This window comes from Stenotrophomonas sp. STEN021 (genome assembly GCF_056760175.1).
The window spans coordinates 1-25211 of the sequence record NZ_JBRREH010000024.1; the positions used below are offsets into that span (position 1 = coordinate 1).

Consider the following 25211-nt stretch of genomic DNA (forward strand, 5'->3'; position numbering starts at 1 on the left):
GCGCAGCCCCCGTCGGCGGCGGGGGGGTTGGGCCCCCCCCCCCCCGCCCGCCCCCCGCCCCCCCCCCCCCCCCCCCCCCCCCCCCCCCCCCCCCCACTACGGTTTGGCTTTGCCGGGAAAGCCCCTGCCGAGCATGGCTCGGTACTACCTGTTTGGCATTGCCGGGAAAGCCCCTGCCGAGCATGGCTCGGCACTACGGTTTGGCTTTGCTGGGAAGGCCTCTGCCGAGCATGGCTCGGCACTACATGCTGGTTAGCCGGTGTTCTGCACGCCCTGCGATACGCCGTTGACGCAGGCGACCAGCGCGCGCAGCAGGCCCTCGTCCTGGCGGTCGCTTGCGCGCCAGCGCTGCAGCAGGTCCACCTGCAGGATGCTGATCGGGTCGATATAGGGATTGCGCAGGCGGATCGACAAGGCCAGCCGCGGGTCCTGTTCCAGCAGTTCCTGCTGGCCGCTCAGGCGCTTGACCCAATGTGCGGTCAAGGCCAGCTCCTCGCGGATCAGCGGGAAGAACTGATCATGCAGCGGACCGGCCAGTCGCGAGAACTGTTCGGCGATGTGGATATCGCCCTTGCTCAGCACCATCGACATATCGTCGAGGAAGGTCTCGAAGAATGGCCAGTCGTGCGCCATTTCGCGCAGGGTCTGCTCATGCCCGGCATCGGCCGCCGCCTGCAGGCCACTGCCCACGCCGAACCAGCCCGGGATCACCGCACGCGCCTGGCTCCAGGCAAACACCCACGGAATCGCGCGCAGGTTGCTCAGCGCCGCATCCTGGCCCAGACGCCGCGAGGGGCGTGAGCCCAGCGTCATGCGCTCGATCACATCGATCGGCGTGGCCTGGCGGAAGTAATTCATGAACTGCGCATCGCCGACAAAGGCGCGGTAGGCCACCGAGCTCTTCTCGGCGACCAGCGCCATCACCGGCTTCCACTGCTCCTCGCGCGGCTCCTCGGCGCGCGGGCGCAGGCTGGCGCGCAGTACCGCGCCTGCCGACTGCTCCAGCGAACGCAGCGCCAAGGCGCGGATGCCGTACTTGCGATGGATCACCTCGCCCTGCTCGGTCACACGCAGGCGGCCACCAATGCTGCCGCGCGGCGAGGCATTCACCGCATGCGTGGTCTTGGTGCCACCGCGGCTGATCGAACCACCACGACCGTGAAAGAAGGTCAGCTTGACGCCGTATTCGGCGGCGGTGTCCAGCAGCTCCACCTGGGCGTGCTGCAGGCCCCAGCGCGAGGCGGCGATACCGCCGTCCTTGCCGCTGTCGGAGTAACCCAGCATCACCATCTGCACGTTGTCGCGCGCGTCCAGATGCGCGCGGTAGACCGGATCGGCCAGCAGGTCGCGCAGGGTGGCGGTGCCACGCTGCAGGTCGTCAACGGTTTCGAACAGCGGTGCGATATCCAGCGGCACGGCATTATCCGCATCGACCAGACCACCGCGGCGCGCCAGCGCCAGTACCGCCAGCACGTCGCCGCGGTCATGCGCCATCGAGATGATGTAGCTGCCCAGGGCATCGGCACCGTGGCGACGGCGTGCGTCGGCCAGTGCCGCGAATACCTTGTCCAGGCGCTGCCCGGCCTCGTCTTCGCCACGTGCCAGCACTTCGCTGCCGGCCGCATACGGCGACAGCAGCTGCGCGCGGGCGACATCGTCCAGTGCATCGAACGCATCCTGCCCGCCCAGCACTTCGGCCAGCGCGCGCGAATGCACGCTCGACTCCTGCCGCACATCCAGCCGCGCCAGATGGAAGCCAAACGTGCGCACGCGCCACAGCAGGCGGCGCACCGAGAACCAACCGGCATGCTTGCCCTTGTTGGCTTCCAGACTGTCCAAGATCAACTGGATGTCATGGATGAATTCTTCCGGCGATGCATAGGCACCCGGCGCATCCTCCACGGTGGCCTGCAGGCGTGCACGCATGCGGTCGTTGAGCAGGCGGTACGGCATGTCGGCATGACGCGGGCGCGACTTCACCTGCGGCAGCAGCTGCTGGTACTCCTGCACACGCGCCTGCACTTCAGCACTGACGCCAACCAGTTCGGTCGACTGGCTGAGCAGGCTGGCCAGCGCCAGCATGTCCTTCAGGTACAGCGCGAGCACGGCGTTGCGCTGCGCGTTCAAGGTGTTGGTGATGGTGCCGGCGTCCACGTTCGGATTGCCGTCCATGTCACCGCCCACCCAGGTGCCAAAACGCAGCAGGCGTGGCAGCGGCAGGGTGCGGCCCCAGGTGTCGCGCAGCGCCTGCTCCAGCGATTCGTAGAACACCGGGATCACCCGGTACAGCACACGGGTCAGATAGAAACCGACATGCTCGCGCTCGTCGTCCACGGTTGGCCGCACCGGCGAAGAATCGGCGGTCTGCCAGGATGCGGTCAAGGCCATGCGGAAGCGCGCGGCATCGGCCGCCTGCTCGCCGGGCGTGCGTTGGCCGTCGAGGTTGTCGACCAATGCGGCAACCATCAGCTGTTCTTTTTCCAGCAACGCGCGACGCACCGCTTCGGTGGGATGCGCGGTGAACACCGGTTCGATGTCGATCTGCGGCAACCACTGCGCCAGCTCTTCCGGCGTCACGCCCTGCGCCTTCAGCGCAAGCAGTGCGTCATGCAGGCCTTCCGGCTGCGGGCGCTTGGTGCCTGCACGCTGGTAGTCGCGACGGCGACGGATGCGATGCACGCGCTCGGCGATGTTGACCACCTGGAAGTAGGTACTGAAGGCACGCACCAGCGCTTCGGCGTCGCGCGGCGAACGCCCGGCCAACTGCGCGCTGAGCGGAGCCAACGGCGCTTGGCTTTCACGACGGGCAATCGCCGCCGTGCGCACGTCTTCCACCTCGTCGAGGAAGCCGGGCGACACCTGTTCGGAGATCAGATCACCAACCAGTGTGCCGAGGCGACGCACATCGTCGCGCAGTGGCAGATCGGGGGTGGCGAAGACAACGCTGCTGCGGTACTCGTTCATCTAAGACGTAGAGCCTGAAGAGCGGAAACCCGTCAAGCCTACCGCAAAAATCAGCACAATTTTGCAGTGCACCAAACCTGAAACAGTTGCATCTGAATGTTGTCTGGCAGCTGTCCTTTTGGACAGAAAGGTACGCCGGAGAAGTCAGTTCAAGGACATGACGAAACAGCGCTTCACCTGTAGTGCCGAGCCATGCTCGGCAGAGGCTGTGCCAGTAGTGCCCCAATGCCGAGCATGGCTCGGCACTACAGATGGGCGCCAAAGGCTACCCCTCCCCAGCCCTCCCCTTTGCGCTGCGCGCAAAAGGGAGGGAGTCGTTCGTCAGCGCTTCTTGCCGGCTTCGGCACCCAACCAACGGTCCAGCCACTCTTCGCTTTCGGCCAGCATGGTCATGATCGATTCGCGGGCGCGGTAGGCATGCGATTCGTTCGGCAACATCACCAGCCGCGAGGTGCCGCCCAAGCCCTTCACTGCGGCGAACATACGCTCGCTCTGGATCGGGAAGGTGCCGGAGTTGTTGTCATCCACACCATGAATGAACAGGATCGGGTCCTTGATCTTGTCGGCGTAATTGAACGGCGACATCTGCTGGTACACGTCCTGCGCCTGCCAGTAGTTGCGCTCCTCAGCCTGGAAACCGAACGGCGTCAGCGTGCGGTTGTAGGCACCCGAACGCGCGATGCCGGCCTTGAACAGACGCGTATGCGCCAGCAGGTTGGCGGTCATGAAGGCACCATAGGAATGGCCGCCAACCGCAATGCGTTCACGATCACCAACACCACGCTTCACCACTTCGTCCACTGCTGCCTGTGCGCTGGCAACCAGCTGCTGCACATAGGTGTCGTTCGGCTCGGTGTCACCTTCGCCGACGATCGGCATGGTCGGGTTGTTCAGCACCACATAGCCCTTGGCCAGGAAGGCCTGCGGCCCCCAATAGCTGATGGCATTGAAACGGTACTTGGAGCCGCTGACCTGGCTGGCGTCGGCAGCGGATTTGAACTCGGCCGGGTAAGCCCACATCAGCAGCGGACGCGGGCCATCCTTCTTGGCGTCATAACCCGGCGGCAGCAGCAGATCGGCGGTGAGCTCCACGCCGTCGGCACGCTTGTAGCGGATCTGCTCCTTCTTCACTCCACGCAGCTGCGGCAGCGGATGGGCGAAGTGGGTCAGCTCGACCGGCGTGGCATCAGCGGCCAAACCACGCGCGTACAGATTGGCCGGTACGTCATTGGATTCGCGATAAGTCAGGATGCGACCTGCTTCGCCTTCGATGATGCCCAGCGGCATTTCGTAGTACGGCGCCTGCGAATGGAACAGGCGCTCGCTCTTGCCGCTGGCCAGATCGACGCGGTCCAGGAACGGACGATCACCTTCAACCGATGCACCGTCACCAATGCGATAAAAACCTGAGCCATCGGCGGTCAGCTGCAAACGCGAACGGCCGCGACCGTCCATCTGCAGCAGCGGCTCGCCCGGGTCGCTGTAACGGTCATCCTCCGAACGCTGGACCAACAGCGTCGCGGCCTGATCCAGGTGATCCGGGGCGATCTTCCACTGCTTCACCTGGCGGCTCTTCCACCAGTACTCATTCAGCAGCGCCAGCTCGCCATTGGCCCAGGTTGCGCCGGCATAGCGTGAACCCAGCTGCGCCAGGGTCACTGGCGACTTGTCGAACGGCGCCGCCTGCATCAGCACCGCATCACGCACCTTGGCCTCACGCGCAGGGTCACCGCCATCCTGCGCTTCAGCCCATACCAGCGTTGCCGCAGCGTCAGCACGCCAGCTGATCGAACGTACGCCGGTCGGCACCGCGTCATTGCCGGTCGGCAGGCCATCCACCAACGGCAGTTTGGCGACGGAATGCGCCACCCTGCCCTGCGCATCCAGCACATCGATATGGCGCGGGAAGCTGCTGACCGGCACCGCATAGGAGAACGGCCGCTGCACGCGCTGGCTCAACAGGTAATTGCCATCCGGCGAGGCCGACAGGCCCAGATAGATGCCCGCCGCGCCAACCGGCTTGCTGTCACCGCTGATCGACACCCGCACCGGTTGTGCCTGCATGTAGTACTCGAACAGACGCGCGTCGTCTTCGTTCTTCAACAGGTCCTGGTAGGTGCGCACCGTGCGCACGCCCTGCCCGGCCTCGGTCTGCTGCACCGCCGGCCCGGTAGGAACACCGTCACCGTGCGGCGGCTCACCCTGCCCGGCAGGACGCTGCATGACCAGCAACGCATCACCGCCCGGCAGCCACGCATAACCGTTGCCGACAATGCTGTTCAGGCGTTCGGCTACCCGCCGCGCACTGGCGGTCTCCACATCCACCAGCCACAGCTCGTTACTGCCGGTAGCCGGATTCAGCTGGTTGAAGGCCAGGTACTTCTGGTCCGGCGACCACGCCAGCGAGGCCACCGACAGCGGCTGCGGCAGGCCGCTGATCTGGCGCTCCTTGCCATCGGAGGTGGAGGCCAGCCACAGCTTGCTGCCGAACGAGAAGCGGCTGTCGGACACGGTTTTGGGATTGATGCGCAGGCCGGCCAGCTTCAGCTCCGGGGCCGCCACCTGGGCGATGGACGGCAGCGCCGGGGTCTGCAGCAGCGCAGTCAGGTCACGCTTGGGCGACAGGTAAAGGCTGGGCGCACGCGGGGCATCCACCACCGCCTGCAACGCGGCCGACGGCAGCCGGTAGCCTTCACCCTGCTGGGCGCCCTTCTGCGCCGCAGGCGGGGTCAGCGCCATGACCGGCGGTACCGCCAGCAGCAGGCCGGCGCACAGCACCAGTGCGGCTGAAGCACGACGACGGCGGTGGGGAGACAGATTCATGGCGCATTCCTATTGGACGGAAACAATCCCCCAACTTAACAATCCCCCTCGCCGATGGCCCCTGCCGTTGGTTGGGCCCGCGGCGCGGGCACCTCGCCGCGATATACTGAGCGGCCCGTTCCGAGGGGCGCTGCGACCGTTGGGTGGACCTGTCCACTACAGCCCGTGTTCTTGCACGGACGTCACCAACGGCCAGGCTCGGACGGCTTTCACGCAACAACGGCGCCCGGCGAACGCGAGCCTGCTCGCACCACACCGGAGCTCTGAATGAACGCTGTTGCCGCTACCTTCTCGCAGGAAGGTGATTACAAGATCCGCGATATCTCGCTGTCCGATTGGGGCCGCAAGGAACTGGACATCGCCGAGCACGAAATGCCGGGCCTGATGTCGATCCGTCGCAAGCACGCCGCTACGCTGCCGCTGAAGGGCGTGCGCGTGACCGGCTCGCTGCACATGACCATCCAGACCGCGGTACTGATCGAGACCCTGAAGGACATCGGCGCCAACGTGCGCTGGGCCTCGTGCAACATCTTCTCCACCCAGGACCACGCTGCCGCCGCGATTGCCGCCACCGGCACGCCGGTGTTCGCCTGGAAGGGCGAGTCGCTGGAAGAGTACTGGGACTGCACCCTGGACGCGCTGACCTTCACCCTGGCCGACGGCACCCTGACCGGTCCGGAGCTGGTGGTCGATGACGGCGGCGACGTCACCCTGCTGATCCACAAGGGCTACGAGCTCGAGAACGGCAGCAACTGGGTCAACGAGCCGGCTTCCTCGCACGAAGAACAGGTCATCAAAAACCTGCTCAAGCGCGTTGCCAGCGAGCGCCCGGGTTACTGGGGCCGCGTGGTCAAGGATTGGAAGGGCGTCTCCGAAGAGACCACCACCGGCGTGCACCGCCTGTACCAGCTGGCCCAGGCCGGCACCCTGCTGATCCCGGCAATCAACGTCAACGACTCGGTCACCAAGAGCAAGTTCGACAACCTGTACGGCTGCCGCGAGTCGCTGGCCGATGGCCTGAAGCGCGCGATGGACGTGATGCTGGCCGGCAAGGTGGCCGTGGTCTGCGGTTACGGCGACGTCGGCAAGGGCTGCGCGGCCTCGCTGCGTGCCTACGGCGCGCGCGTGGTGGTCACCGAGATCGACCCGATCTGCGCCCTGCAGGCCGCGATGGAAGGCTTCGAGGTCAACACCATCGAATCCACCCTGGGCCGTGCCGACCTGTACGTCACCACCACCGGCAACAAGGACATCATCCGCATCGAGCACCTGAGCGCGATGAAGGACCAGGCCATCGTCTGCAACATCGGCCACTTCGACAATGAGATCCAGGTCGATGCGCTGGTGGCCTACAAGGGCGTGCAGCACGTCAACATCAAGCCGCAGGTGGACAAGTACATCTTCCCGAACGGCAACGCGATCTTCCTGCTTGCCGAAGGCCGCCTGGTCAACCTGGGCTGCGCCACCGGCCACCCGAGCTTCGTGATGTCCAACTCCTTCGCCAACCAGACGCTCGCACAGATCGACCTGTGGGCGAACAAGGACAGCTACGAGAACAAGGTCTACCTGCTGCCGAAGAAGCTGGACGAAGAAGTCGCCCGTCTGCACCTGGAAAAGATCGGCGTCAAGCTGACCACCCTGAGCCAGGAACAGGCCGACTACATCGGCGTGCCGGTCGACGGCCCGTTCAAGCCGGACCATTACCGCTACTGATTTGCTTTGCCCTGCTTTGCTTTGGCCCCTCTCCCTTTCACGGGAGCGGGGTTGGGGTGAGGGCAGCTTCGGCCGGTAAAGCCCCTGCCGAGCATGGCTCGGCACTACAGTCTTCTCGCGCACGCTGGAAGGGTAGGAATGAGGGCAGGCTTTGCAAGGAACGGGCGCCGCAAGGCGCCCGTTCTGTTTGCGGCACAATCGGCCCTACACGATTGTCAGCCGCGGCCATGACTGCACCTGTCCCCGAAGCCATCACCACACAGCTCGCCCTCGCCTGCGATGTGATCCAGCGGCAGCTGGCAGCCAACCTGCTCGCCATCTACCTGTACGGCTCCGCACTCGACGGTGGTTTGAAGCCACGCAGCGACATCGACCTGCTGGTGATCGTGGCCCAGCATCCCGACACCGTTACCTTGCGATATCTGCAACGCGACCTGCTGGCGATCTCGGCGCCGCCTGGCCGGCATCCAACACTGCGTGCGCTGGAAGCGACGGTGATCGCACAAACCGAAATCAAGCCTTGGCGCCATCCAGCACGTCGCGAACTGCAGTTCGGCGAATGGCTGCGGCAGGGCATCCTGGCCGGCATCCTGGAACCGCCCATGCAGGACCCCGACCTCGCCATCCTGCTGACCAAGGCCCGCCAGCACAGCATTGCCCTGCATGGCCCCACCCTCGCCGAACTGCTGCCGCCAGTGCCTGGGCACGACTTCAAGCAGGCATTGGCTGACACCCAGGTGTTGTGGAACACCGCAGAGGATTGGCACGGCGAAGAAGCCAATATCGTGCTCACATTGGCGCGCCTCTGGTACAGCGCACAGACCGGAAACATCGCGCCGAAGGATGTCGCCGCGGAGTGGCTGCTGCAGCATCTGCCGGAGCAGCATCACGCCGTTGTCAGGCAGGCGCGGCAGGAGTACCTCGCCCCGACCGGCGCCACTCTCCCTTGGCCTGCCGCACCACTGGCTGCTTTCATTCACACCGCCAAGGCGCGCATCACCGGGATCCTGCAGGCGGGCACCAGCTGAGTCGCCAACAAGCGACCTTTGCCGCATCATTGCCCAGCCTCCCTCCTTCCTGGAAACGCAGATGGCCAGCAGCGAAAAAGTCCAAGGCCCGGCATCGTACTTCCCGTCCATCGAGAAAACTTACGGCAAGCCGGTAGCGCACTGGCTGCAGCTGCTCGACACCGTCAAGGACAGGAAGCACATGGAACAGGTGGCCTTCCTCAAGGAACAACACAAGATCGGCCACGGCCATGCCAATGCGCTGGTCGCTTACCAGCGGGCACAGAGCGGAAGCTGACAGCACCCGTATGCGATAGGCGCATGCCCCTTTCGGACGAGAGTCACGACATGCAACCCACCCTCATCGAGCGCCCAGCTTTCACCGTCATCGGCATGGAGGCGATCTTCCGCGACGGCGAAGATGGCTACGCCGAACTCTGGCAACGCTTCATCCCGCGCGAAAAAGAAGTCACCGGCAGGGTCGACCCCGTCGTCAGCTACGGCGTATGCGAGCCGCAGCCGGATGGCACGGTTCGCTACATCACCGGCTTCGAGGTACAGGACGACGCGGCGATCCCGCAGGGCATGGTTCGCTTCCAGGTTCCTGCTCAACGCTATGCCGTGTTCACCCACACCGGCACCGCCCCGCAGATCAGTACCAGCTTCCATGCCATCCACGATCACCTGCTCGCCGAGCACGGACTACAGGCAAAACAAGGCATTGACCTGGAGCGCTACGACGCGCGTTTTGACGATCCGTTTGATCCGGCCTCGCAGATGGAGCTGCACATCCCGATCGGTTGAGCGGCAGCATGCAGTCCCAGCTGGCAACCAAGCCAAACGGGCGCTCTACGGCACCCGCTTCGCATGCGCGCGGAACGTCAGCCGCGGTGAATCGAGACACCACCATCGACCAGCATCGCCGCGCCGGTCATGAACGAAGACTGGTCCGAGGCGAGAAACATCGCCGCTGCCGCCAATTCGCACGGATCAGCGATACGCTTCAATGCATGCAACTGCGCCACCTGCGCCATCGCCTCGGGCGAACCATTCATTTCATGCGCCATCGGTGTATCGGTGCCACCGGGCAGCAAGGCATTCACCCGCAGCCCCTGCGGCCCGAACTCCGAGGCCAATGCCTGGGTCAGGCCGATGATGCCGGACTTGCTGGCGGCATAGGCGGCGGCACCGGCGAAGCCCACCGTATGACCAACGAAGGTTGAAGTGAATATCAGGCTGCCAGCTCCGCCACGCAGCATTGCGGGTGCCTGGTATTTGGCGGCCAGGAACATCGCGGTGAGGTTGGTGTCCAGCGTGCGCTGCCAATCGGCCAGAACCAGCTCCGGGGTCGGCCCCAATGGCCCCATCGTGCCCGCATTATTGAAGGCCACATCCAGCCGGCCGAACCGGTCCAACGCCAAATCGACCAAGGATTTTGCATAGCGTTCTTCGCAGACATCGCCCGGCAGGCAAACCGCGCTGCCGCCCCTGCTGGCAATCTCAGCGACAAGCCGTTCCAACTCGGCAGCGCGGCGCGCTCCCAACACAAGTGCCGCTCCTTCGGATGCGAACAACAATGCTGCAGCACGACCAATACCGGAACTGGCACCGGTGATGATCACAACCTTTTCATGTAACTGCTTCATGTAAGCTCCAATCAACGAAGGAGTTGCATGCTGCACCCACGGCGGCAGCGTCGCCCGCCAGATTCGGACACCAAAGCCGACAAGCCAGAGCCACAACCGGGGTCAACGCTCGATGGCTGATACCACGCCACAGGAGATGACATGAGCGACTTCACCGATGTGCGCTTCACCCTCGCCGTGCAGGACCTGGCAAGGTCCACCGACTACTACGCTTCAGTGCTCGGCCTGCAGATGGATTTCACGGCGCCCGGCTGGAGTTTCATGTCACGCGGCAGCTTCCGGGTGATGCTGGGCGAGTGCAGCGACGCCCTCCCTCCGCAGGCACTGGGTGACCATTCCTGGTACGGCTATGTGACAGTCTCCGATGCTGCGGCCCTGTTCCAGGAATACCGCGCAGCCGGGGCCGAGTTCACCCAGGCACTTGCCGACAAACCCTGGGGCATGCGTGAATTCGGCGTCCGCACCATCGACGGCCACCGCCTGATGTTTGGCCAGGAGCTGTAACGCAACACGCTGGTGCAGGCCAGAGGAAGTTCCGTGTGACAACGCGCAGCATCTGATCAGGAATCACCCGCATGCAGTGGATTGATGATCTTGAAGTAGAGGCCTGGAACACCGTGATCGAAGAACTGGTCTGGCACCTGCGCAACGGCCGCACGCCGACCACCATCACCCGCCAGTTCGAGCCCGAACGAGGCATCGCATTCCGCTTCAGCAGCGCGCCTCCCTGCTTCCTGGCCATCGCCGATAGCGCGCTGGAGCATCACTGGAAGGATGCCGTCGCCATCATCGGCCGTTTCCCACAGCTCAACGCCACCCGCCTGCATTGCAGTTCCGCCGGCCCGGCGCCGCCACGTCGCGGCCCCGCCTAGTTCGCCTCCGGCCGCCGACGCAGGCTGCCCAGCAGCTGATCCCATACCTGCAAGGCCTCTTCATCACTGGCGAACGCCTGCGCTGCCTCCGTGCTCAACTGCAAGGAAAGGAAGGGGCGTTGCAAGGACTCCGGCTCGCCCTGGAATTCCCACAGGAACCGGTATTCGCCACCATCGCGGACCAGCAGTTCCTCGCCTCCCAGACCGTCCACATCGCGCCTGCCAGCGCGCAGTCGCCGCGCGTCGGCAGGCAGCACAGCTGTACGTTGCAGCAGCCCAACATCGGCTCTACCCACCACTCGTGACATCACGCTCAACCGCGCCCCCGCGTGATCTGGAACCTGCAACGCGACAATCAGCTCCTCGGTATTGATGCGCGCACCATGGATGAACCCCGAATCGACGCAGAATCCGGGCCCGCTCGGCAATGCCGCTGTATCCCGATAGTGGATCCGTGAGCGCAGCGCACGAAGGTTCTCGATCGCAGCAGGACGCCTTGCCGCCTCCGTCTGCCCGCTGATCAGGAACATCACCTGATGAACGGGATCAAGAACATGGAGTTCCTGCAACTGACCCGCACGACTGCTGTCGCTGAGCCAGGATGTCTGCACCACCGCATCCGCGTCCAGATCAGTACTACCCACCCACATGGCATCACCCGCGCGGTGCTGCTTGCCACGCAGCTCTGCCTCGCGCGCGGCAAGCATCTGCTGGAAGTCGGCGCGGGATACACCCTGCTGTGTGCTGATGCGCTTGCCCGCATGGATGTAGGCGGACTGCGTTGCAGGCGCCGACAGCGCATCAATCAGAAACCGTCCGATACAGGAAGTGCTTACCGGAGATGTTGCCTGCCCCGTCTGCGTCAACATCAGCAGTGTGAGGGCCACCAAGCCACTGATGCGGCACCGGAAGCGCTGTTCTGTCATCGAAATCACGGCATTGCGCTCCATGCACCGTCCTGTTCGAAATCCAGCAGCCCGCAGCATCATCTCCGTGGCTGCCGAGATGAAAACCGCAGGGCATGGAATACCATGCCCTGCCGATCTTACCTCTGGGCGTCTCCGGTGTGGCCCCACGTGAGACACCGGAGCCTTGATTCAGGCCAGATCCGGGTGCCGGTCAACCAGACCCTGCTTGCGGCGCTCCAGCTCGGACAGCTTCGTCTGCAGGTCACTGATCTCGCCATCAAGCTCTTCCACGCTGGCTTCGATGTGATCATAAGCCTCCTGCAGCAGCTCGCGCGCTTCGCGGCGGCTGCCAGCGTTGGGCGTATCACCACGCATCGGCTTGTTGGCCGTCTCATGCATGAAGTACGCAGTTACCAGGCCAATCAACGCCACCACCATCAGGTAGTAAGCAGGCATCATCAGATCGCCAGTGGTCTCAACCAACCAGGCGGCGAGCGTCGGGGTAACACCGGCAATGATCACCGAGATGTTGAACGCACTGGCCAGCGCGCTGTAACGCACGCGCGTCGGGAACATCGCAGGCAGGGTCGCTGCCATCACACCGATCAGGCAGTTCAACAGCACCGCCAGCAACAGCAGGCCGACGAAGATCAAACCGGTGTTGCCGCTGGTGATCAGGTGGAACGCCGGAATCGCGGCAACCAGCAAACCAAGGCTACCTGCGGCGATGAACGGCCGACGGCCGATACGATCACTGGCCATGCCAACGAAGGGCTGCACGAACAGCATGCCCACCATCACCACGATGATGATCAGCACACCATGGTCCTCGGAGTAATGCAGGTTGTGCGACAGGTAGGTGGGCATGTACGTCAGCAACATGTAGTAGGTGACGTTGGTCACCAGCACGATACCGACGCAGACCAGCAGCGAACGCCAGTATCTGGTCACGATCTCCTTGAAGGAGATGCGCGGTGCGCTGCCCACTGCATCTTGGTCTTCCTTCTCCATGCGCTCGAGCTGCTCGGTGAACGCCGGTGTTTCCTCCGCTGCGTGACGCAGGTACAGGCCAATCAGGCCCAATGGTGCAGCGAGGAAGAACGGAATACGCCAGCCCCATTCAAGGAACTGCGCTTCGCCAACGATGCTGCTCAGCAATACCACCACGCCGGCACCGGAGACGAAGCCGATGATCGAGCCGAAATCCAGCCAGCTGCTGAGGAAGCCACGTCGCCGGTCCGGTGCGAACTCGGCAACGAATACCGCGGCACCGGTGTACTCGCCACCGACGGAGAAGCCCTGCGCCAGTTTGCACAGCAGCAACAGGATCGGCGCGAGTATGCCGATGCTTTCATACGATGGAATCAAGCCAATGCAGAAGGTACTGACCGCCATCAGGATGATGGTTGCCGACAGCACTTTCTGCCGGCCGAATTTGTCCCCCATGACCCCGAAAAACACGCCGCCCAGCGGACGTACCAGGAACGGCACCGAGAATGTCGCCAATGCGGCGATGGTCTGCACGCTGGGCGAGGCTTCGGGAAAAAACACCTTGCCCAAGGCATAGGCGACAAAACCGTACACACCAAAATCAAACCACTCCATCGCGTTTCCCAACGCGGCGGCAGTGACTGCTTTCTTTACTTTTGCCTTATCGATGACGGTGATGTCTTCGATTTGCAGCGGCTCATTGCGGATAGTGGATTCACCTGTAGACATGACAGGACCAGTCCTCCCGTTACTGAGTTGATTGCGTGCTTGGCCTTGGCTTGCATGAGTTCGCGCAGGCCGTGATGCGCACGAAGGAATGCCCCGCGGCGAGGCCACGGGAACGGTCAGGGACAGAGAAAACCGGGGTCATCCCGGTAAGGCGCAGTGCCGGCTGTCCAAGCATCAACAGGCAAGGTGCCTGTGCGTAATCGCTGAATGATGCTGAGCCGATGCATTCTACGCGAACAGCTGTTAAGGCTTGTTAAAGACGCGTCCACAGTGATGTCATGCAAACGCGAAGCACACTGAGCCTCAACGATGAATGCGGCGAAACATGCCTGATAGCAGCACGATGAGGCCTGTCATAGCGCAGCCTGCTGCGTAGCAGATGATGTCGCCCCACGAAAACGTGTTGCCGATGATCGTGTACATCACATCGCCACGCACATAGCCAAGCCGCTCGGCGACATGGAAGTACTGGGCGAATTCGATGCCACAGGCGAACACGAACACCATCAGCAGAACCAGATAGTCGTTGATGCGCAGTACGCTGCGGATCATCGCATAGAGCAGGACCACCACCAGCACATCGCCGAGATAGGCACGTATCCACGACACATGCGGCAGACGTGTGGCGATGATCACCTCGACAGCGAACACCAGCAGCGCCAGCAGCAGATGCCAGCGACTGATAGCGAACCTGCCACTCAGCTTCGTACTGAGCGGAACTCGATCAACGCCAGTTTGCATTGGCACCCCAGAATTCCACGGCACGTGCATAGGCAGCACGATCAATCGGCACACCGGAGCCACCTTCTTCAACACCCAGCGCATTGCGCATCATGGTGATGGGTGCCATCGGGATTTCTTCAGCAGTTGCGGTATACAGGCAACCCACGACGCCCCAGTCGGCTTCGATCGGCGAACCTTCCTTCTCCAGCTGTTCGCGGCTGTAAAGGATGACCACCAGGTAGTTGGCTACCGGCGGTTCCACACCTTCAAACCAGCGCACCAATACCGGTAGCTCCTCGCGACTACGCGCCTCGTAGCCAGAACGCAGCAGGTGCCGGTTCTGCTCGGTGACCGGTACGGTCAGGCAGCGGGTGCTGGTCCAGTTCCTGTAGACGTGCAGCTTGCAGAACGGCGCATAGCCATCGAGTATCTTGTCGGCAGCATGCGTGTTCAAGTACTGCTCGAACTGCTCGGCACTGCAGTCCTGGATGGTATTGGCACGCGGCGTGCGCGGAAACAAACGGGTACGTGCAAACGGCGTCAGGTAGATGGACATCATCGCTTCCAGCAAAGGAGGGCGACATTGTCGGCGATCAATGCGAAGACCGGAACCATCGCACGAACGCCCACTGCATGCAGTGGGCGTCCCGGATCCATCTCAGGCCTGCGCCTGCGCCTCGTGCTCGGCGACATCCATCGAAGGCGTGCGCCAACCAGAGTTGACGCCCCATAGATAGAACACGATGCCAATCGCCGCCACTAGCAACAGATCCCAGCCGTAGCCGAGGTAGCCAGCACCGCCAAACGTCGTGCTGCCAGCCCATGACACCAGCGCCAGCAACGGCAGATAGCAGATCAGCCACAACGCGCCTTTCAGCTGGCGACCGAAATCATGCCAACCGATCTTGCGCTGGTAATAGATGTACACAGGCAGGGCGACAACCATCAGCAGGATGATTTCACCGGTCAACGGCCAGCGTGCCCAGTACAGCAGCTCGGTGGCCATCACGAACGCCACACCCGCCAGTATCGGCAGCGCGATGACCCGCAACGGGCGATGCATGTTGGGCGCGGTGCGGCGCAGCGACATCACGCTGATCGGCCCGGTCATGTACGAAATGACGGTGGCTACCGAGATCACCGCCGCCAGCGTGCCCCAACCACGGAAGAAGAACAGGAACAGGAACGACACCACCAGGTTCAACCACATCGCCGGGCGCGGTACGCCCCAACGCGGATGGATGTCGCCCAACACCCTGGGGGCCGTTCCGTTCTGCTGCATGCCGTAGATCATGCGCGCGGTGGTGGCGGTATACGTCATGCCGGTGCCGCTGGGGCTGACAAAGGCATCCACGTACAACAGCATTGCCAGCCAATGCAGGTTGAGGATCAAGGCCAACTGGGCAAACGGTGAACGGAAGTCGATGCCATGCCAACCGTGCTCGGCCAGCATCTGGCTGGGTACCGCGCCGATGTAGGCCACCTGCAGCAGCACATAGATCACCGCCGCCAGCAGGATTGAGCCAACCACCGCGAACGGAATGCTGCGACCGGGGTTGCGCGCCTCGCCTGCCAGATTGACCGGGCTCTGGAAGCCGTTGAAGCTGAAAACAATACCGGCCGTGGCGATCGCGGTGAGGATGGCGGAGAAATCCAGGATCGGTGTGCCCGGCCCTTTCAATCCAACCGAGAAGTTTTCGGAGTGGAAGCCACTGGCGATCAAGGCCACACCGGTCAGCGTCGGCACGACCAGCTTGAAGATGGTGATGGCGCTGTTGGAGTGCGCGAACAACTTCACGCTCCAGAAGTTGATCAGGAAATAGACCACCACCAGCACCGCGGCGATCAGCAGGCCGGCATGGCTGAGCTCACCCATTCCACCGGGCTGCTGCACATACATGTCCTGCGCCCACTGCCACGGCCAGGACGCCATGTACTGCACCGAGGCTTCGGCCTCGACCGGGATGACCGAGACGATGGCGATCCAGTTGGCCCAGGCGGCAATGAAGCCGACCAACGAACCGTGCGAGTAATGGCTGTAGCGCACCATGCCGCCGGATTCGGGGAACATCGCGCCCAGCTCCGCGTACGTCAGCGCGATGGTGAGGATGATGGCCGCGCCCAACACCCACGCCCAGATCGCCCCTGGTCCTGCCAGGCCGGCGGCGCGCCAGGCGCCGAACAACCAGCCTGAGCCGATGATCGAGCCCAAGCCGGTAAGCATCAGGGCGATGGGGCCGACGTCACGGCGGATGGCGCTGGAGTCGTTCATGCTGGCTTTCCGGTTGAGGCGACGCCGAAGTGGCGCTGGCGTTGGATCATCGCAAACCGAACGTTAAGCCGAGCGTGGTTTTTGCTGGCTGGGCGCTACTGCCAGAACCGGCATAACCAACGGATTGCCACGGTTCATTGACATGCCGAAAGCGGCAAAGCCCTGCCCCCTCCCTTGCGCCGAAGGCGTAGGGGAGGGTTGGGGAGGGGTGCTCCGCGCAGGAAGCTCAACCTTCAAACGGTTCTGGCTTGGTGCTTCTGATTCTGCGTTCAAACGAAGTGCCGGAGGTAAGAAAAAAGCCAAGAGCAACAGCTAACAGCAAAAGCACCCCTCCCCAGCCCTCCCCTTGCCTACGGCAAAAGGAGGGGGCGTAGTGCCGGGCCATGCTCGGCGGGAGCCCTCCCGCTGGCGCATGCAGGAGCGGCGCGAGCTTCCAATGAACATCGTCCTCATCGCATACATATCTACGACGCAACTCCGACAACAGCACACCGACAGTGGCAGCACTCCCGCGTAGATGACTGCCATGTCGCCGTCCGATTCACTCAGCAATTCACTCAGCAAAGTTCCCGCCATCACCCTCGGTTTCTGGATCATCAAGATCCTCGCCACCACCTTGGGTGAAGTCGGCGGTGATGCCGTCACCATGTCGATGAACCTCGGCTACCTGATCGGTACGGCCCTGTTTGCCACCGTGTTCGCAGTTGCGGTATTCGCGCAGATCCGCTCGCCAAACTTCCGGCCCTGGGTTTACTGGTTCGCCATCATCGCCAGCACCACGGTCGGCACCACTCTGGCCGACTATGTCGATCGCTCGCTGGGCATTGGCTATACCGGCGGCACCACCCTGCTGCTCGCCTTGCTGTTGGGCACGCTCTTCGTCTGGCAACGCAGCACCGGCAGCATCTCGGTTACCCGGATCAATTCGCCGCGCAGCGAGCTGTTCTATTGGCTGACCATCACCTTCTCGCAGACCCTGGGCACCGCGCTGGGCGACTGGGCGGCTGACACCCAGGGCCTGGGCTATACCGGCGGCATCGCCTTGTTTGGCGGGCTGCTGGCGTTGGTGGCGCTGTTGTACTTCTGCACCCGCATCTCCCGCACCGCCCTGTTCTGGTCGGCCTTCGTCCTGACCCGGCCGCTGGGCGCAGTGGTCGGCGACTTCCTCGACAAACCCCTGGACCACGGCGGCCTCGCCCTTAGCCGCTATATCGCCACGGTTGTTCTGCTGCTGGCGATTGTCGCCTGTATCGCCCTGCTGCCACAGCGGCCGGCTCGCCACGCCCACTGAAATTACTCCGGCCTGCTGCGGTCTCGGCTGAAACCATTGAACATCCATCTTGATAGAGAGATATAATCCCCGTCATTCCGTCAGACCCGGCCGCTTCCGATGACCGCGCTCAGCTTCGAGTTCTACCCGCCCAAGACCGACGACCAGCGCGCCCAGCTGGACCGCACCGCCGCCAAGCTCAAGGCCCACGCGCCGGAATACGTGTCGTGTACCTTCGGTGCCGGTGGCTCGACCCTGAGCTATACCTCCGAGACCGTGCGTCACCTCAACCAGCACCACGGCCTGCAGGCGGCACCGCACCTGTCCTGCGTCGGCGGCACCCGCGAGGAAATCCGCGAACTGCTCAAGCTGTATCGCGCCATCGGGGTAAAGCGCATCGTCGCCCTGCGCGGCGACCTGCCATCTGGCATGGGCTTTCCCGGCGACCTGCGCTACGCCTCCGAGCTGATTGCCTTCATCCGCGCCGAGCACGGCGATGCCTTCCGCATCGAGGTCGGTGCCTATCCGGAAACCCATCCCCAGGCCAGCGACGCACTCACCGATCTGCGCCATTTCAAGACCAAGATCGATGCCGGCGCCGATGCCGCCATCACCCAGTATTTCTACAACCCCGACGCCTATTTCCATTTCGTCGATGCCGCACGCAAGCTGGGCGTGGACGTGCCGATCATTCCAGGCGTCATGCCGATCTCCAACTTCAGCCAGCTGCGCCGTTTCTCCGAACAATGCGGCGCAGAGATTCCGCGCTGGATCAGCAAGCGCATGCAGGCCTATGGCGACGATGCCGAATCGGTACGCAGCTTCGGCGCTGACGTGGTTGCCGGGCTGTGTGAGCGCCTGATCGCCGGCGGCGCACCGTCACTGCATTTCTACACGCTCAACCTGGCCAAGCCGACCAATGCCGTGCTGGAACGCATCGGCAACAACTGAACCGTCATCACTTCCTGCGTGCACAGCCAGCCGCTACCCTTGGCCGATGCGCCTGTTGTTGCTCCTGCTGCTCACCTGCTCCGCCCTGCCGGCATTCAATGCGTGCGCGCAGCAGATCAACCGCTGCACCAATGCACAGGGACAAACCGTCTACGGTGACAAGCCCTGCGAGGTGATGGGCGCGCGTGCACGCCTGCTGCCGAATCCACGCGCGGTTGGCAGCAGTGGCTTGTACCGCGACAGCTGCGCACGTCGTCTCAGCGAAGTGGTAGCGCAGATCCAATCGGCTGCCGATGCGCGCGATCCCAATCGTCTGTCGGGCATCTATCTGTGGACCGGGCTTTCCAATGCCGCCGCGACCCGGGTCATGGACAGGCTGGATGAGATCGTGCAGCGACCGCTGATCGACATCGCACCGGTGTTTCCGGAGGAGCCGGCCTATGTTCCTGCACCGACCGAACCCTTCACCTATACCGATGGCACGCCGGTCGATCCTGCGCAGGCCGCCGTCAGCGCTGGCTATCCGGATGTGCAGGCGATCAGCAACACCGGCAGCGGCCCACGTCGTCCAATTGCTTTGCGCCTGGAGCAGACCCTGCCGCGCAGCGCCACGCCAACGCGGACCATCCTGCATCTGCGCCGCCAATACAATTGCTTCTGGATCACCCTGTAAGCGCGACGCGATACCGTCAGCTGCTCAGATCTGCGGCCACAAAGCGCGAATCGCGGCCACACCCAAGGCGCCATGCCGACGTGCGATTTCGACATCGCCAGCACCCATGCCGCCAATCGCATAGATCGGCAACGAAACCCGCTCGCGCAGTTCGACGAAAGCATCCCAGCCCAGGCTGACCGCATCCGGATGGGTAGCGGTGGCCTGCACCGGACCCAGCACCGCAAAGTCGCAGCCCAGCTGCTGTGCCGCCTGCAACTGCGCAAGATCGTGGCAGGACGCCGCCACCAATAATGATTCCGGCAAAGGCCGTACCTGCAGCTGCAATAGCTGCTCGCTACCCAGGTGCACGCCAACACCCAGCTCACTGGCCAGCTCGATATCGCGGTTGATCAGTACTTCCACCTGCTTGCCAAAGCGCTCCACCACGGTTCGGGCCAAGGCCTGGCGCTGCGCTGCCATCGGGGTGCGCAGCTGGATGCGGCGGATGCCACCGGCGATGGCGGCCTCGATCGACCCCAGCCAGGCGTCCTCGCCGTCAGTCGGCTCAGGCGTGACCAGGTAGTGGCAGGGCTGGCGCAGCGCCGCCACCACCGGCAGGTCGGCTGGTGGCATCGAATAGCGCGCCAGCTTGTCCGGGGATACCCAGGTAATGGCCTGGCCCTCACGGCCACGCGCCGTGCCCTTCCAGTGGCGCACGCGGCGCACTTCCAGGCGCAGGCGCTTGTCCGGGTAGATCTGCGGCACGTCCATCACCCACTCGCCGATCTCGGCCTCGATGCCCAGCTCCTCGCGCAGTTCACGCACCAGCGCCTGCTCTGAGGTTTCGCCGGGCTCGCGCTTGCCGCCGGGGAATTCCCAGAGGCCGGCCATGTCGCTGTCGCCGGTGCGCCGGTTGAGCAGGATGCGACCGCGCGCGTCGGTGATGACGGCGGCCACGACGTGGATCGAGCGTGAAGGAGATGTCATGGACTGAGCATGCCGAAAACAGGGCTGTTGGTGCAATCGTTCGCTGAGCCCGTGTAGTGCCGAGCCATGCTCGGCAGGGACCTTGTCGGCGATGCATCGGACAGGTCATCGGTTTCGCGGCTTACGCCGCTCCCACAAAAACCAAGCCGACTGTAGTGCCGAGCCATGCTCGGCAGGGGCACTACCTGCGATGCATCGGACAGGTCATCGGCTTCGCGGCTGACGCCGCCCCACAAAAGCCAAGCTGACGGTAGCGCCGAGCCATGCTCGGCAGGGGCACTGCCGGTGAAGCCCATGCCGAGCATGGCTCGGCACTACAGGGGCAAATGCAAAAAAGCCCCGCACTTGGCGGGGCTTTTGGTCAGTTCAGTTGGCCGTGGCAGTGCTTGTACTTCTTGCCACTTCCGCACGGACACGGGTCGTTGCGGCCGACCTTGGGCGCGTTGGCCTCGTCGATCACTTCCGCCGCTTCCTCGTCGGCGCTGTAGCCGCCGTTGTCCTGGTGCTGGAACTGCGACATCTGCAGGCGCGCTTCGGCCTGCTGGCGCTCCAGCTGCTCCATCGCCAACACTTCTTCCTCGCTGCGCACACGCACGCGCGACAGCATGGTGATCACTTCGCGCTTGACGTCCTCCAGCATCTGCGAGAACAGCTCGAAGGCTTCCTTCTTGTATTCCTGCTTGGGCTGCTTCTGCGCGTAACCACGCAGGTAGATGCCCTGGCGCAGGTAATCCATGCGTGCCAGGTGCTCCTTCCAGCTCTGGTCGAGCACGGTCAGCATCACGTGCTTTTCCAGTGCGCGCATGGTCTCGGCGCCAACCGCCGCTTCCTTCTGCGCGAAGTGCTCGTCGACGCGGTCGATCACCTTCTGCACGATCGCCTCGGCATCCAGTTCTTCGTGCGCCTTGACCAGGCCAACCACGTCCATCTCCACGCCAAACTCGCCTTCCAGCGTGGCCTGCAGGCCCTGCAGGTCCCATTGCTCATCCACCGAGTTCGGCGGCACGAAACGGGACACCAGGTCATAGATCACGTCGCCGCGGATGCCGTCGATGTTTTCCTTGACCGACTCGGCGTCCAGCAGCTCATCGCGCTGACCGTAGATCACCTTGCGCTGATCGTTGTTGACGTCGTCGAAGTCGAGCAGGTTCTTGCGGATGTCGAAGTTGTGCGCTTCAACCTTGCGCTGTGCCTTCTCGATCTGGCGGCTGACCATGCGGTCTTCGATGACGTCGTCTTCCTTCATACCCATCATGCGCATCGCCTTCTGCACCCAGTCAGAGGCGAAGATGCGCATCAGGTTGTCTTCCAGCGACAGGTAGAAGCGGGACGAACCCGGGTCACCCTGACGGCCGGAACGACCGCGCAGCTGGTTGTCGATACGGCGAGATTCATGGCGCTCGGTACCGACGATGTGCAGGCCGCCAGCAGCCTTGACTGCTTCGTGACGTTCCTGCCATGCCGCCTTCAGTGCGGCCTTCTGCTCGTCGCTGATGTCTTCACCCAGCTCGTGCAGTTCGGTTTCCAGCGAGCCGCCGAGCACGATGTCAGTACCACGGCCGGCCATGTTGGTGGCGATGGTAACCGAGCCCGGGCGACCGGCGTTGGCAACGATGGTCGCTTCGCGGTCATGCTGCTTGGCGTTGAGCACTTCGTGCTTCACGCCAGCCTTGCGCAGGTGCTCGGACAGCATTTCCGAGGTTTCGATCGAGGTGGTACCCACCAGCACTGGCTGGCCGCGCTTGGCGCATTCTTCAATGTCCGCCAGCACCGCGTTGAACTTGCCCTTGCGGTTGAGGAACACCTGGTCCGGGTAGTCCTTGCGCACGGTCGGCTTGTTGGTCGGGATGACCAGCACTTCCAGGCCGTAGATGCTCTGGAATTCGAACGCTTCGGTATCGGCCGTACCGGTCATGCCGGACAGCTTCTTGTACATGCGGAACAGGTTCTGGAAGGTGATGCTGGCCAGCGTCTGGTTCTCACGCTGTACCGGCACGCCTTCCTTCGCTTCCACCGCCTGGTGCAGGCCGTCGGACCAGCGGCGACCGGCCAGGGTACGGCCGGTGAACTCGTCGACGATGACGACTTCGCCATCACGCACGATGTAGTCCACGTCACGCTGGTAGATGGCGTGCGCGCGCAGTGCGGCGTTGAGGTGGTGGACGACGGTCAGGTTCTGCGCGGCGTACAGGCCGTTGTCGTTGTCCGCTCCAATGATGCCGGCTTCGCGCAGCAGCTCTTCGGCGTGTTCCATGCCGGCTTCGGACAGGAAGACCTGCTTGCCCTTCTCGTCGACCCAGTAGTCGCCCTCGCCTTCCTCGGCTTCCTGCTTGATCAGGCCCGGCACCACGCGGTTGACGCGGATGTACAGCTCGGGGGAGTCGTCGGCCGGACCGGAGATGATCAGCGGGGTACGCGCCTCATCGATCAGGATGGAGTCGACTTCGTCGACGATGGCGTAATGCAGGCCGCGCTGGTAACGGTCGGCACGGGTCAGCGCCATGTTGTCACGCAGGTAGTCGAAGCCGAATTCGTTGTTGGTGCCGTAGGTGATGTCGCTGCCGTAGGCCTCGCGCTTGTCGCTGTGCGGCATGCCCGGGTAGACCACGCCGACGCTCATGCCCAGCCAGTTGTACAGCTTGCCCATCTGCGCCGAGTCGCGGCGGGCCAGGTAGTCATTGACCGTGACCACATGCACGCCCTTGCCTTCCAGCGCGTTGAGGTAGACCGGCAACGTTGCCACCAGGGTCTTGCCTTCACCCGTGCGCATTTCGGCGATCTTGCCCAGATGCAGCACCATGCCGCCGATCAGCTGAACGTCGTAGTGGCGCATGCCCAGCACGCGCTTGGAGGCCTCACGGCAGACCGCAAAGGCTTCCGGCAGCACCTTGTCCAGGGCTTCGCCAGCGGCGATGCGCTCACGGAACTCGGGGGTCTTGGCCTTCAGCTGGTCATCGGAGAGCTTCTGCATCTCCGGTTCCAAGGCATTGATCTTGGCGACGATACGGTTGAGCTGGCGAAGCTGGCGCTCGTTACGGCTGCCAAAAACGCGGGTAAGCAGGCTGTTGATCATTGAAGGAACCGGTTTGAATGAAATGCCGTGCGACCTGGCTCACCCCCTGGGTTCACCGGTCACAAACGAAACAGGGCGCAATGCGCCCTGTCGATGGCAACGCCTATTGTAGCTTGGGGCGGACGCTTGAGTTTCAAGCACCCCCAAACAAGTCAGCCGGAGCTGACCTGCTGCCCATCAGCCACGGCTGACCCGGCCGACCGGCGTATTGCCGCCCTCGCCGAGGAATTTGCGCGGATTCATCACCACGCCGTTCTGCCAGACCTCGAAATGCACGTGGGCGCCGGTAGAACGGCCGGTAGAGCCGGCCTTGGCCACTTCCTGCCCGGCCCGCACCAGCCCGCCTTCACGCACGGTCAGGCGCGAATTGTGCGCGTACAAGGTCTTGTAGCCGTTGCCGTGGTCGATCTCGACCACATTGCCGTAACCGCCCTTCACGCCGGAGAAGCTGACCACACCGTCGGCCACGGCCAGCACCGGGTCGCCTACACGGGCGTGGAAGTCCATGCCCTTGTGGTTGCCAACACCGCGACCGAACGGGTCGGCACGGCCACCGAAGCTGGAGGTGACGTAGGTATTGCGGATCGGCATGCGCGAGGGCACGGCGTTCTGTTCGAGCTGGTGGTCGAACAGCAGCGACTCCATCACCGACAACTGCTTGCCTGAAGCAGCGAAACGCTGCTCCAGCACCTGTAAGTCGCTGTTTACCGCGCTGACCGGGATGTCCTGGGTCGGTCCGGGTTCGCCTTCACCCATACCCGGAGTTTCCTGGAAGTCGAACTCGCCGTCTTCCAGCTTGCCCATCTGGGTCAGACGCTCACCCAGGGCATTGAGCCGGGTGGCCTGCGCCTGCAGCTCGCCAAGGCGGGCGGCGAGTGCATTGACCTGGGTCTGAGCGTCGGCGCGGACCTTGGCCAGCTCCTGTTCCTGATGGTCAACCTTGGACTGCAGCGCCGCATCACCGGCCATGCCGATGGCGAAGCTCAGGGCCACGCCCATCAGGCAGCCAAGGCCAAGTACGCTACCCAACAGGGCTTGAGGACGATCCTCAAAGAACATCTGAACACGTGAAAACGGCGTCTTGGCCTTCTGTTCACGCGTTTTGATTACGATCTTTTTAAATGTCATTGAAAAATTCTTATGTCAGAGCCGAAATCCAGTGTTCGTTCCCGTTCCGCGCCCAAACAGGCGCTGGAAGCGGCGATGGCGGACAAAGCAGGAAATCCGCTGCGCCGGGCCCTGTGGCTCGATGCGATGGACTGGCAATTGCGCCCCCATTTGCCGCCGGCGCTGGCTAACCGTTGCCGGTTGGCCAATGTGGACGGCGAACACCTCGTTTTTCTCGTCGAATCGCCGGTGTGGCACGCCAAAGTAAGGCTTGCCGAAGACCAGCTGCTCGACGCGGCCCGATCCATCGGGCTGAAGGCCACCCGGGTGACCGTCAAGACTGCGACTGCGTCCGCGCACTCCCCAGTGCGTAACGATCAACGCAGCACAGCAGTAAGCGAAGCCACGCATAAAGGACTGCGCGACGCCCTGGCTGCCCTGCAGGATGTGAAATCAACAAAGTCCTGAGGGGCCACCGGGCGCCTGATCGGCCCCGGTCTCCACCCGGCCTTTCAAATGAC

General features: G+C 63.4%; 21 protein-coding genes and 1 riboswitch. Of the genes, 10 read left to right on the forward strand and 11 right to left on the reverse strand.

Annotated features, from left to right (window positions below; genetic code table 11):
- Positions 1-252 precede the first annotated feature (252 nt).
- Both ppc and ACVOL0_RS07205 read right to left on the reverse strand, forming a co-directional pair.
- Positions 253-2964, reverse strand: a complete 2712-nt coding sequence (gene ppc / locus ACVOL0_RS07200) for a phosphoenolpyruvate carboxylase (RefSeq protein ID WP_481548515.1) — start codon at positions 2962-2964, stop codon at positions 253-255.
- 321 nt (positions 2965-3285) lie between these two features.
- Positions 3286-5787 (reverse strand): alpha/beta hydrolase family protein, encoded by a 2502-nt coding sequence (locus tag ACVOL0_RS07205; RefSeq protein ID WP_481548516.1) that lies wholly within the window; start codon positions 5785-5787, stop codon positions 3286-3288.
- 116 nt (positions 5788-5903) lie between these two features.
- Positions 5904-6022: riboswitch (S-adenosyl-L-homocysteine riboswitch) on the forward strand.
- Between the two features lie 32 nt (positions 6023-6054).
- Between ACVOL0_RS07205 and ahcY the strand changes: the two genes are divergently transcribed.
- The 4 genes from ahcY to ACVOL0_RS07225 all read left to right on the forward strand — a co-directional run bounded on the left by ahcY (position 6055) and on the right by ACVOL0_RS07225 (position 9311).
- Entirely contained in the window at positions 6055-7500 is a 1446-nt protein-coding gene (gene ahcY, locus ACVOL0_RS07210; RefSeq protein WP_481548517.1) for an adenosylhomocysteinase, read from the forward strand.
- A 227-nt stretch (positions 7501-7727) separates the two neighbouring features.
- On the forward strand, positions 7728-8528 hold the full coding sequence (locus ACVOL0_RS07215; RefSeq protein WP_481548518.1) for an aminoglycoside adenylyltransferase family protein: 801 nt from the start codon (positions 7728-7730) through the stop codon (positions 8526-8528).
- A gap of 61 nt (positions 8529-8589) precedes the next feature.
- Positions 8590-8805 (forward strand): DUF4287 domain-containing protein, encoded by a 216-nt coding sequence (locus tag ACVOL0_RS07220; RefSeq protein ID WP_481548519.1) that lies wholly within the window; start codon positions 8590-8592, stop codon positions 8803-8805.
- Between the two features lie 50 nt (positions 8806-8855).
- Complete coding sequence (locus ACVOL0_RS07225; protein ID WP_481548520.1) at positions 8856-9311, forward strand: GyrI-like domain-containing protein; 456 nt, start codon at positions 8856-8858, stop codon at positions 9309-9311.
- Positions 9312-9388: 77 nt separating this feature from the next.
- Here ACVOL0_RS07225 and ACVOL0_RS07230 read toward each other — a convergent pair whose 3' ends face one another.
- Positions 9389-10153, reverse strand: coding sequence for an SDR family oxidoreductase (locus tag ACVOL0_RS07230; RefSeq protein ID WP_481548521.1), 765 nt, complete (start codon positions 10151-10153; stop codon positions 9389-9391).
- Between the two features lie 141 nt (positions 10154-10294).
- Between ACVOL0_RS07230 and ACVOL0_RS07235 the strand changes: the two genes are divergently transcribed.
- A complete protein-coding gene (locus tag ACVOL0_RS07235) occupies positions 10295-10657 on the forward strand; it encodes a VOC family protein (protein ID WP_481548522.1) in 363 nt (120 codons plus the stop codon).
- 71 nt (positions 10658-10728) lie between these two features.
- A complete protein-coding gene (locus ACVOL0_RS07240; RefSeq protein ID WP_481548523.1) occupies positions 10729-11025 on the forward strand; it encodes a hypothetical protein in 297 nt (98 codons plus the stop codon).
- On the opposite strand, the gene ACVOL0_RS07245 is transcribed toward ACVOL0_RS07240, so the two are convergent.
- From ACVOL0_RS07245 to ACVOL0_RS07265, 5 genes are all read right to left on the reverse strand, one after another.
- On the reverse strand, positions 11022-11975 hold the full coding sequence (locus tag ACVOL0_RS07245; RefSeq protein ID WP_481548524.1) for a T6SS immunity protein Tli4 family protein: 954 nt from the start codon (positions 11973-11975) through the stop codon (positions 11022-11024). The two genes, ACVOL0_RS07240 and ACVOL0_RS07245, sit on opposite strands and share 4 nt — an antisense overlap.
- A 147-nt stretch (positions 11976-12122) precedes the next feature.
- The gene (gene proP, locus ACVOL0_RS07250) at positions 12123-13652 is read right to left on the reverse strand and encodes a glycine betaine/L-proline transporter ProP (RefSeq protein WP_481548525.1); all 1530 of its coding nucleotides are present in this window, start codon (positions 13650-13652) and stop codon (positions 12123-12125) included.
- 303 nt (positions 13653-13955) lie between these two features.
- Positions 13956-14393: a ribosomal maturation YjgA family protein gene (locus tag ACVOL0_RS07255; protein WP_481548528.1), complete on the reverse strand. Its 438-nt coding sequence runs from the start codon at positions 14391-14393 to the stop codon at positions 13956-13958.
- The gene (locus ACVOL0_RS07260; protein ID WP_481548526.1) at positions 14377-14931 is read right to left on the reverse strand and encodes a DUF3228 family protein; all 555 of its coding nucleotides are present in this window, start codon (positions 14929-14931) and stop codon (positions 14377-14379) included. The genes ACVOL0_RS07255 and ACVOL0_RS07260 overlap by 17 nt, the downstream gene beginning before the upstream one ends.
- Positions 14932-15033: 102 nt before the next feature.
- Complete coding sequence (locus ACVOL0_RS07265) at positions 15034-16647, reverse strand: APC family permease (protein WP_481548527.1); 1614 nt, start codon at positions 16645-16647, stop codon at positions 15034-15036.
- 526 nt (positions 16648-17173) lie between these two features.
- On the opposite strand from ACVOL0_RS07265, the gene ACVOL0_RS07270 reads away from it, so the two are divergent.
- The 3 genes from ACVOL0_RS07270 (at position 17174) to ACVOL0_RS07280 (ending at position 19541) form a co-directional block, all read left to right on the forward strand.
- Entirely contained in the window at positions 17174-17938 is a 765-nt protein-coding gene (locus tag ACVOL0_RS07270) for a COG4705 family protein (RefSeq protein WP_481510226.1), read from the forward strand.
- 99 nt (positions 17939-18037) lie between these two features.
- Positions 18038-18868 (forward strand): methylenetetrahydrofolate reductase [NAD(P)H], encoded by an 831-nt coding sequence (gene metF, locus ACVOL0_RS07275; RefSeq protein ID WP_481510227.1) that lies wholly within the window; start codon positions 18038-18040, stop codon positions 18866-18868.
- 46 nt (positions 18869-18914) lie between these two features.
- Positions 18915-19541 carry a DUF4124 domain-containing protein gene (locus ACVOL0_RS07280; protein WP_481510228.1) on the forward strand — a complete coding sequence of 209 codons (627 nt, stop codon included), beginning with the start codon at positions 18915-18917 and terminating at the stop codon, positions 19539-19541.
- Between the two features lie 24 nt (positions 19542-19565).
- On the opposite strand, the gene ACVOL0_RS07285 is transcribed toward ACVOL0_RS07280, so the two are convergent.
- The 3 genes from ACVOL0_RS07285 to ACVOL0_RS07295 all read right to left on the reverse strand — a co-directional run bounded on the left by ACVOL0_RS07285 (position 19566) and on the right by ACVOL0_RS07295 (position 24711).
- Positions 19566-20510: a Nudix family hydrolase gene (locus ACVOL0_RS07285; protein ID WP_481510229.1), complete on the reverse strand. Its 945-nt coding sequence runs from the start codon at positions 20508-20510 to the stop codon at positions 19566-19568.
- 361 nt (positions 20511-20871) lie between these two features.
- Complete coding sequence (gene secA, locus ACVOL0_RS07290) at positions 20872-23583, reverse strand: preprotein translocase subunit SecA (RefSeq protein WP_481509756.1); 2712 nt, start codon at positions 23581-23583, stop codon at positions 20872-20874.
- A gap of 177 nt (positions 23584-23760) precedes the next feature.
- Positions 23761-24711 carry a M23 family metallopeptidase gene (locus ACVOL0_RS07295; RefSeq protein WP_481509757.1) on the reverse strand — a complete coding sequence of 317 codons (951 nt, stop codon included), beginning with the start codon at positions 24709-24711 and terminating at the stop codon, positions 23761-23763.
- 12 nt (positions 24712-24723) lie between these two features.
- Here ACVOL0_RS07295 and ACVOL0_RS07300 point away from each other — a divergent pair, with 12 nt between their 5' ends.
- On the forward strand, positions 24724-25158 hold the full coding sequence (locus ACVOL0_RS07300) for a DciA family protein (protein ID WP_481509758.1): 435 nt from the start codon (positions 24724-24726) through the stop codon (positions 25156-25158).
- The last annotated feature ends 53 nt before the right edge of the window (positions 25159-25211 follow it).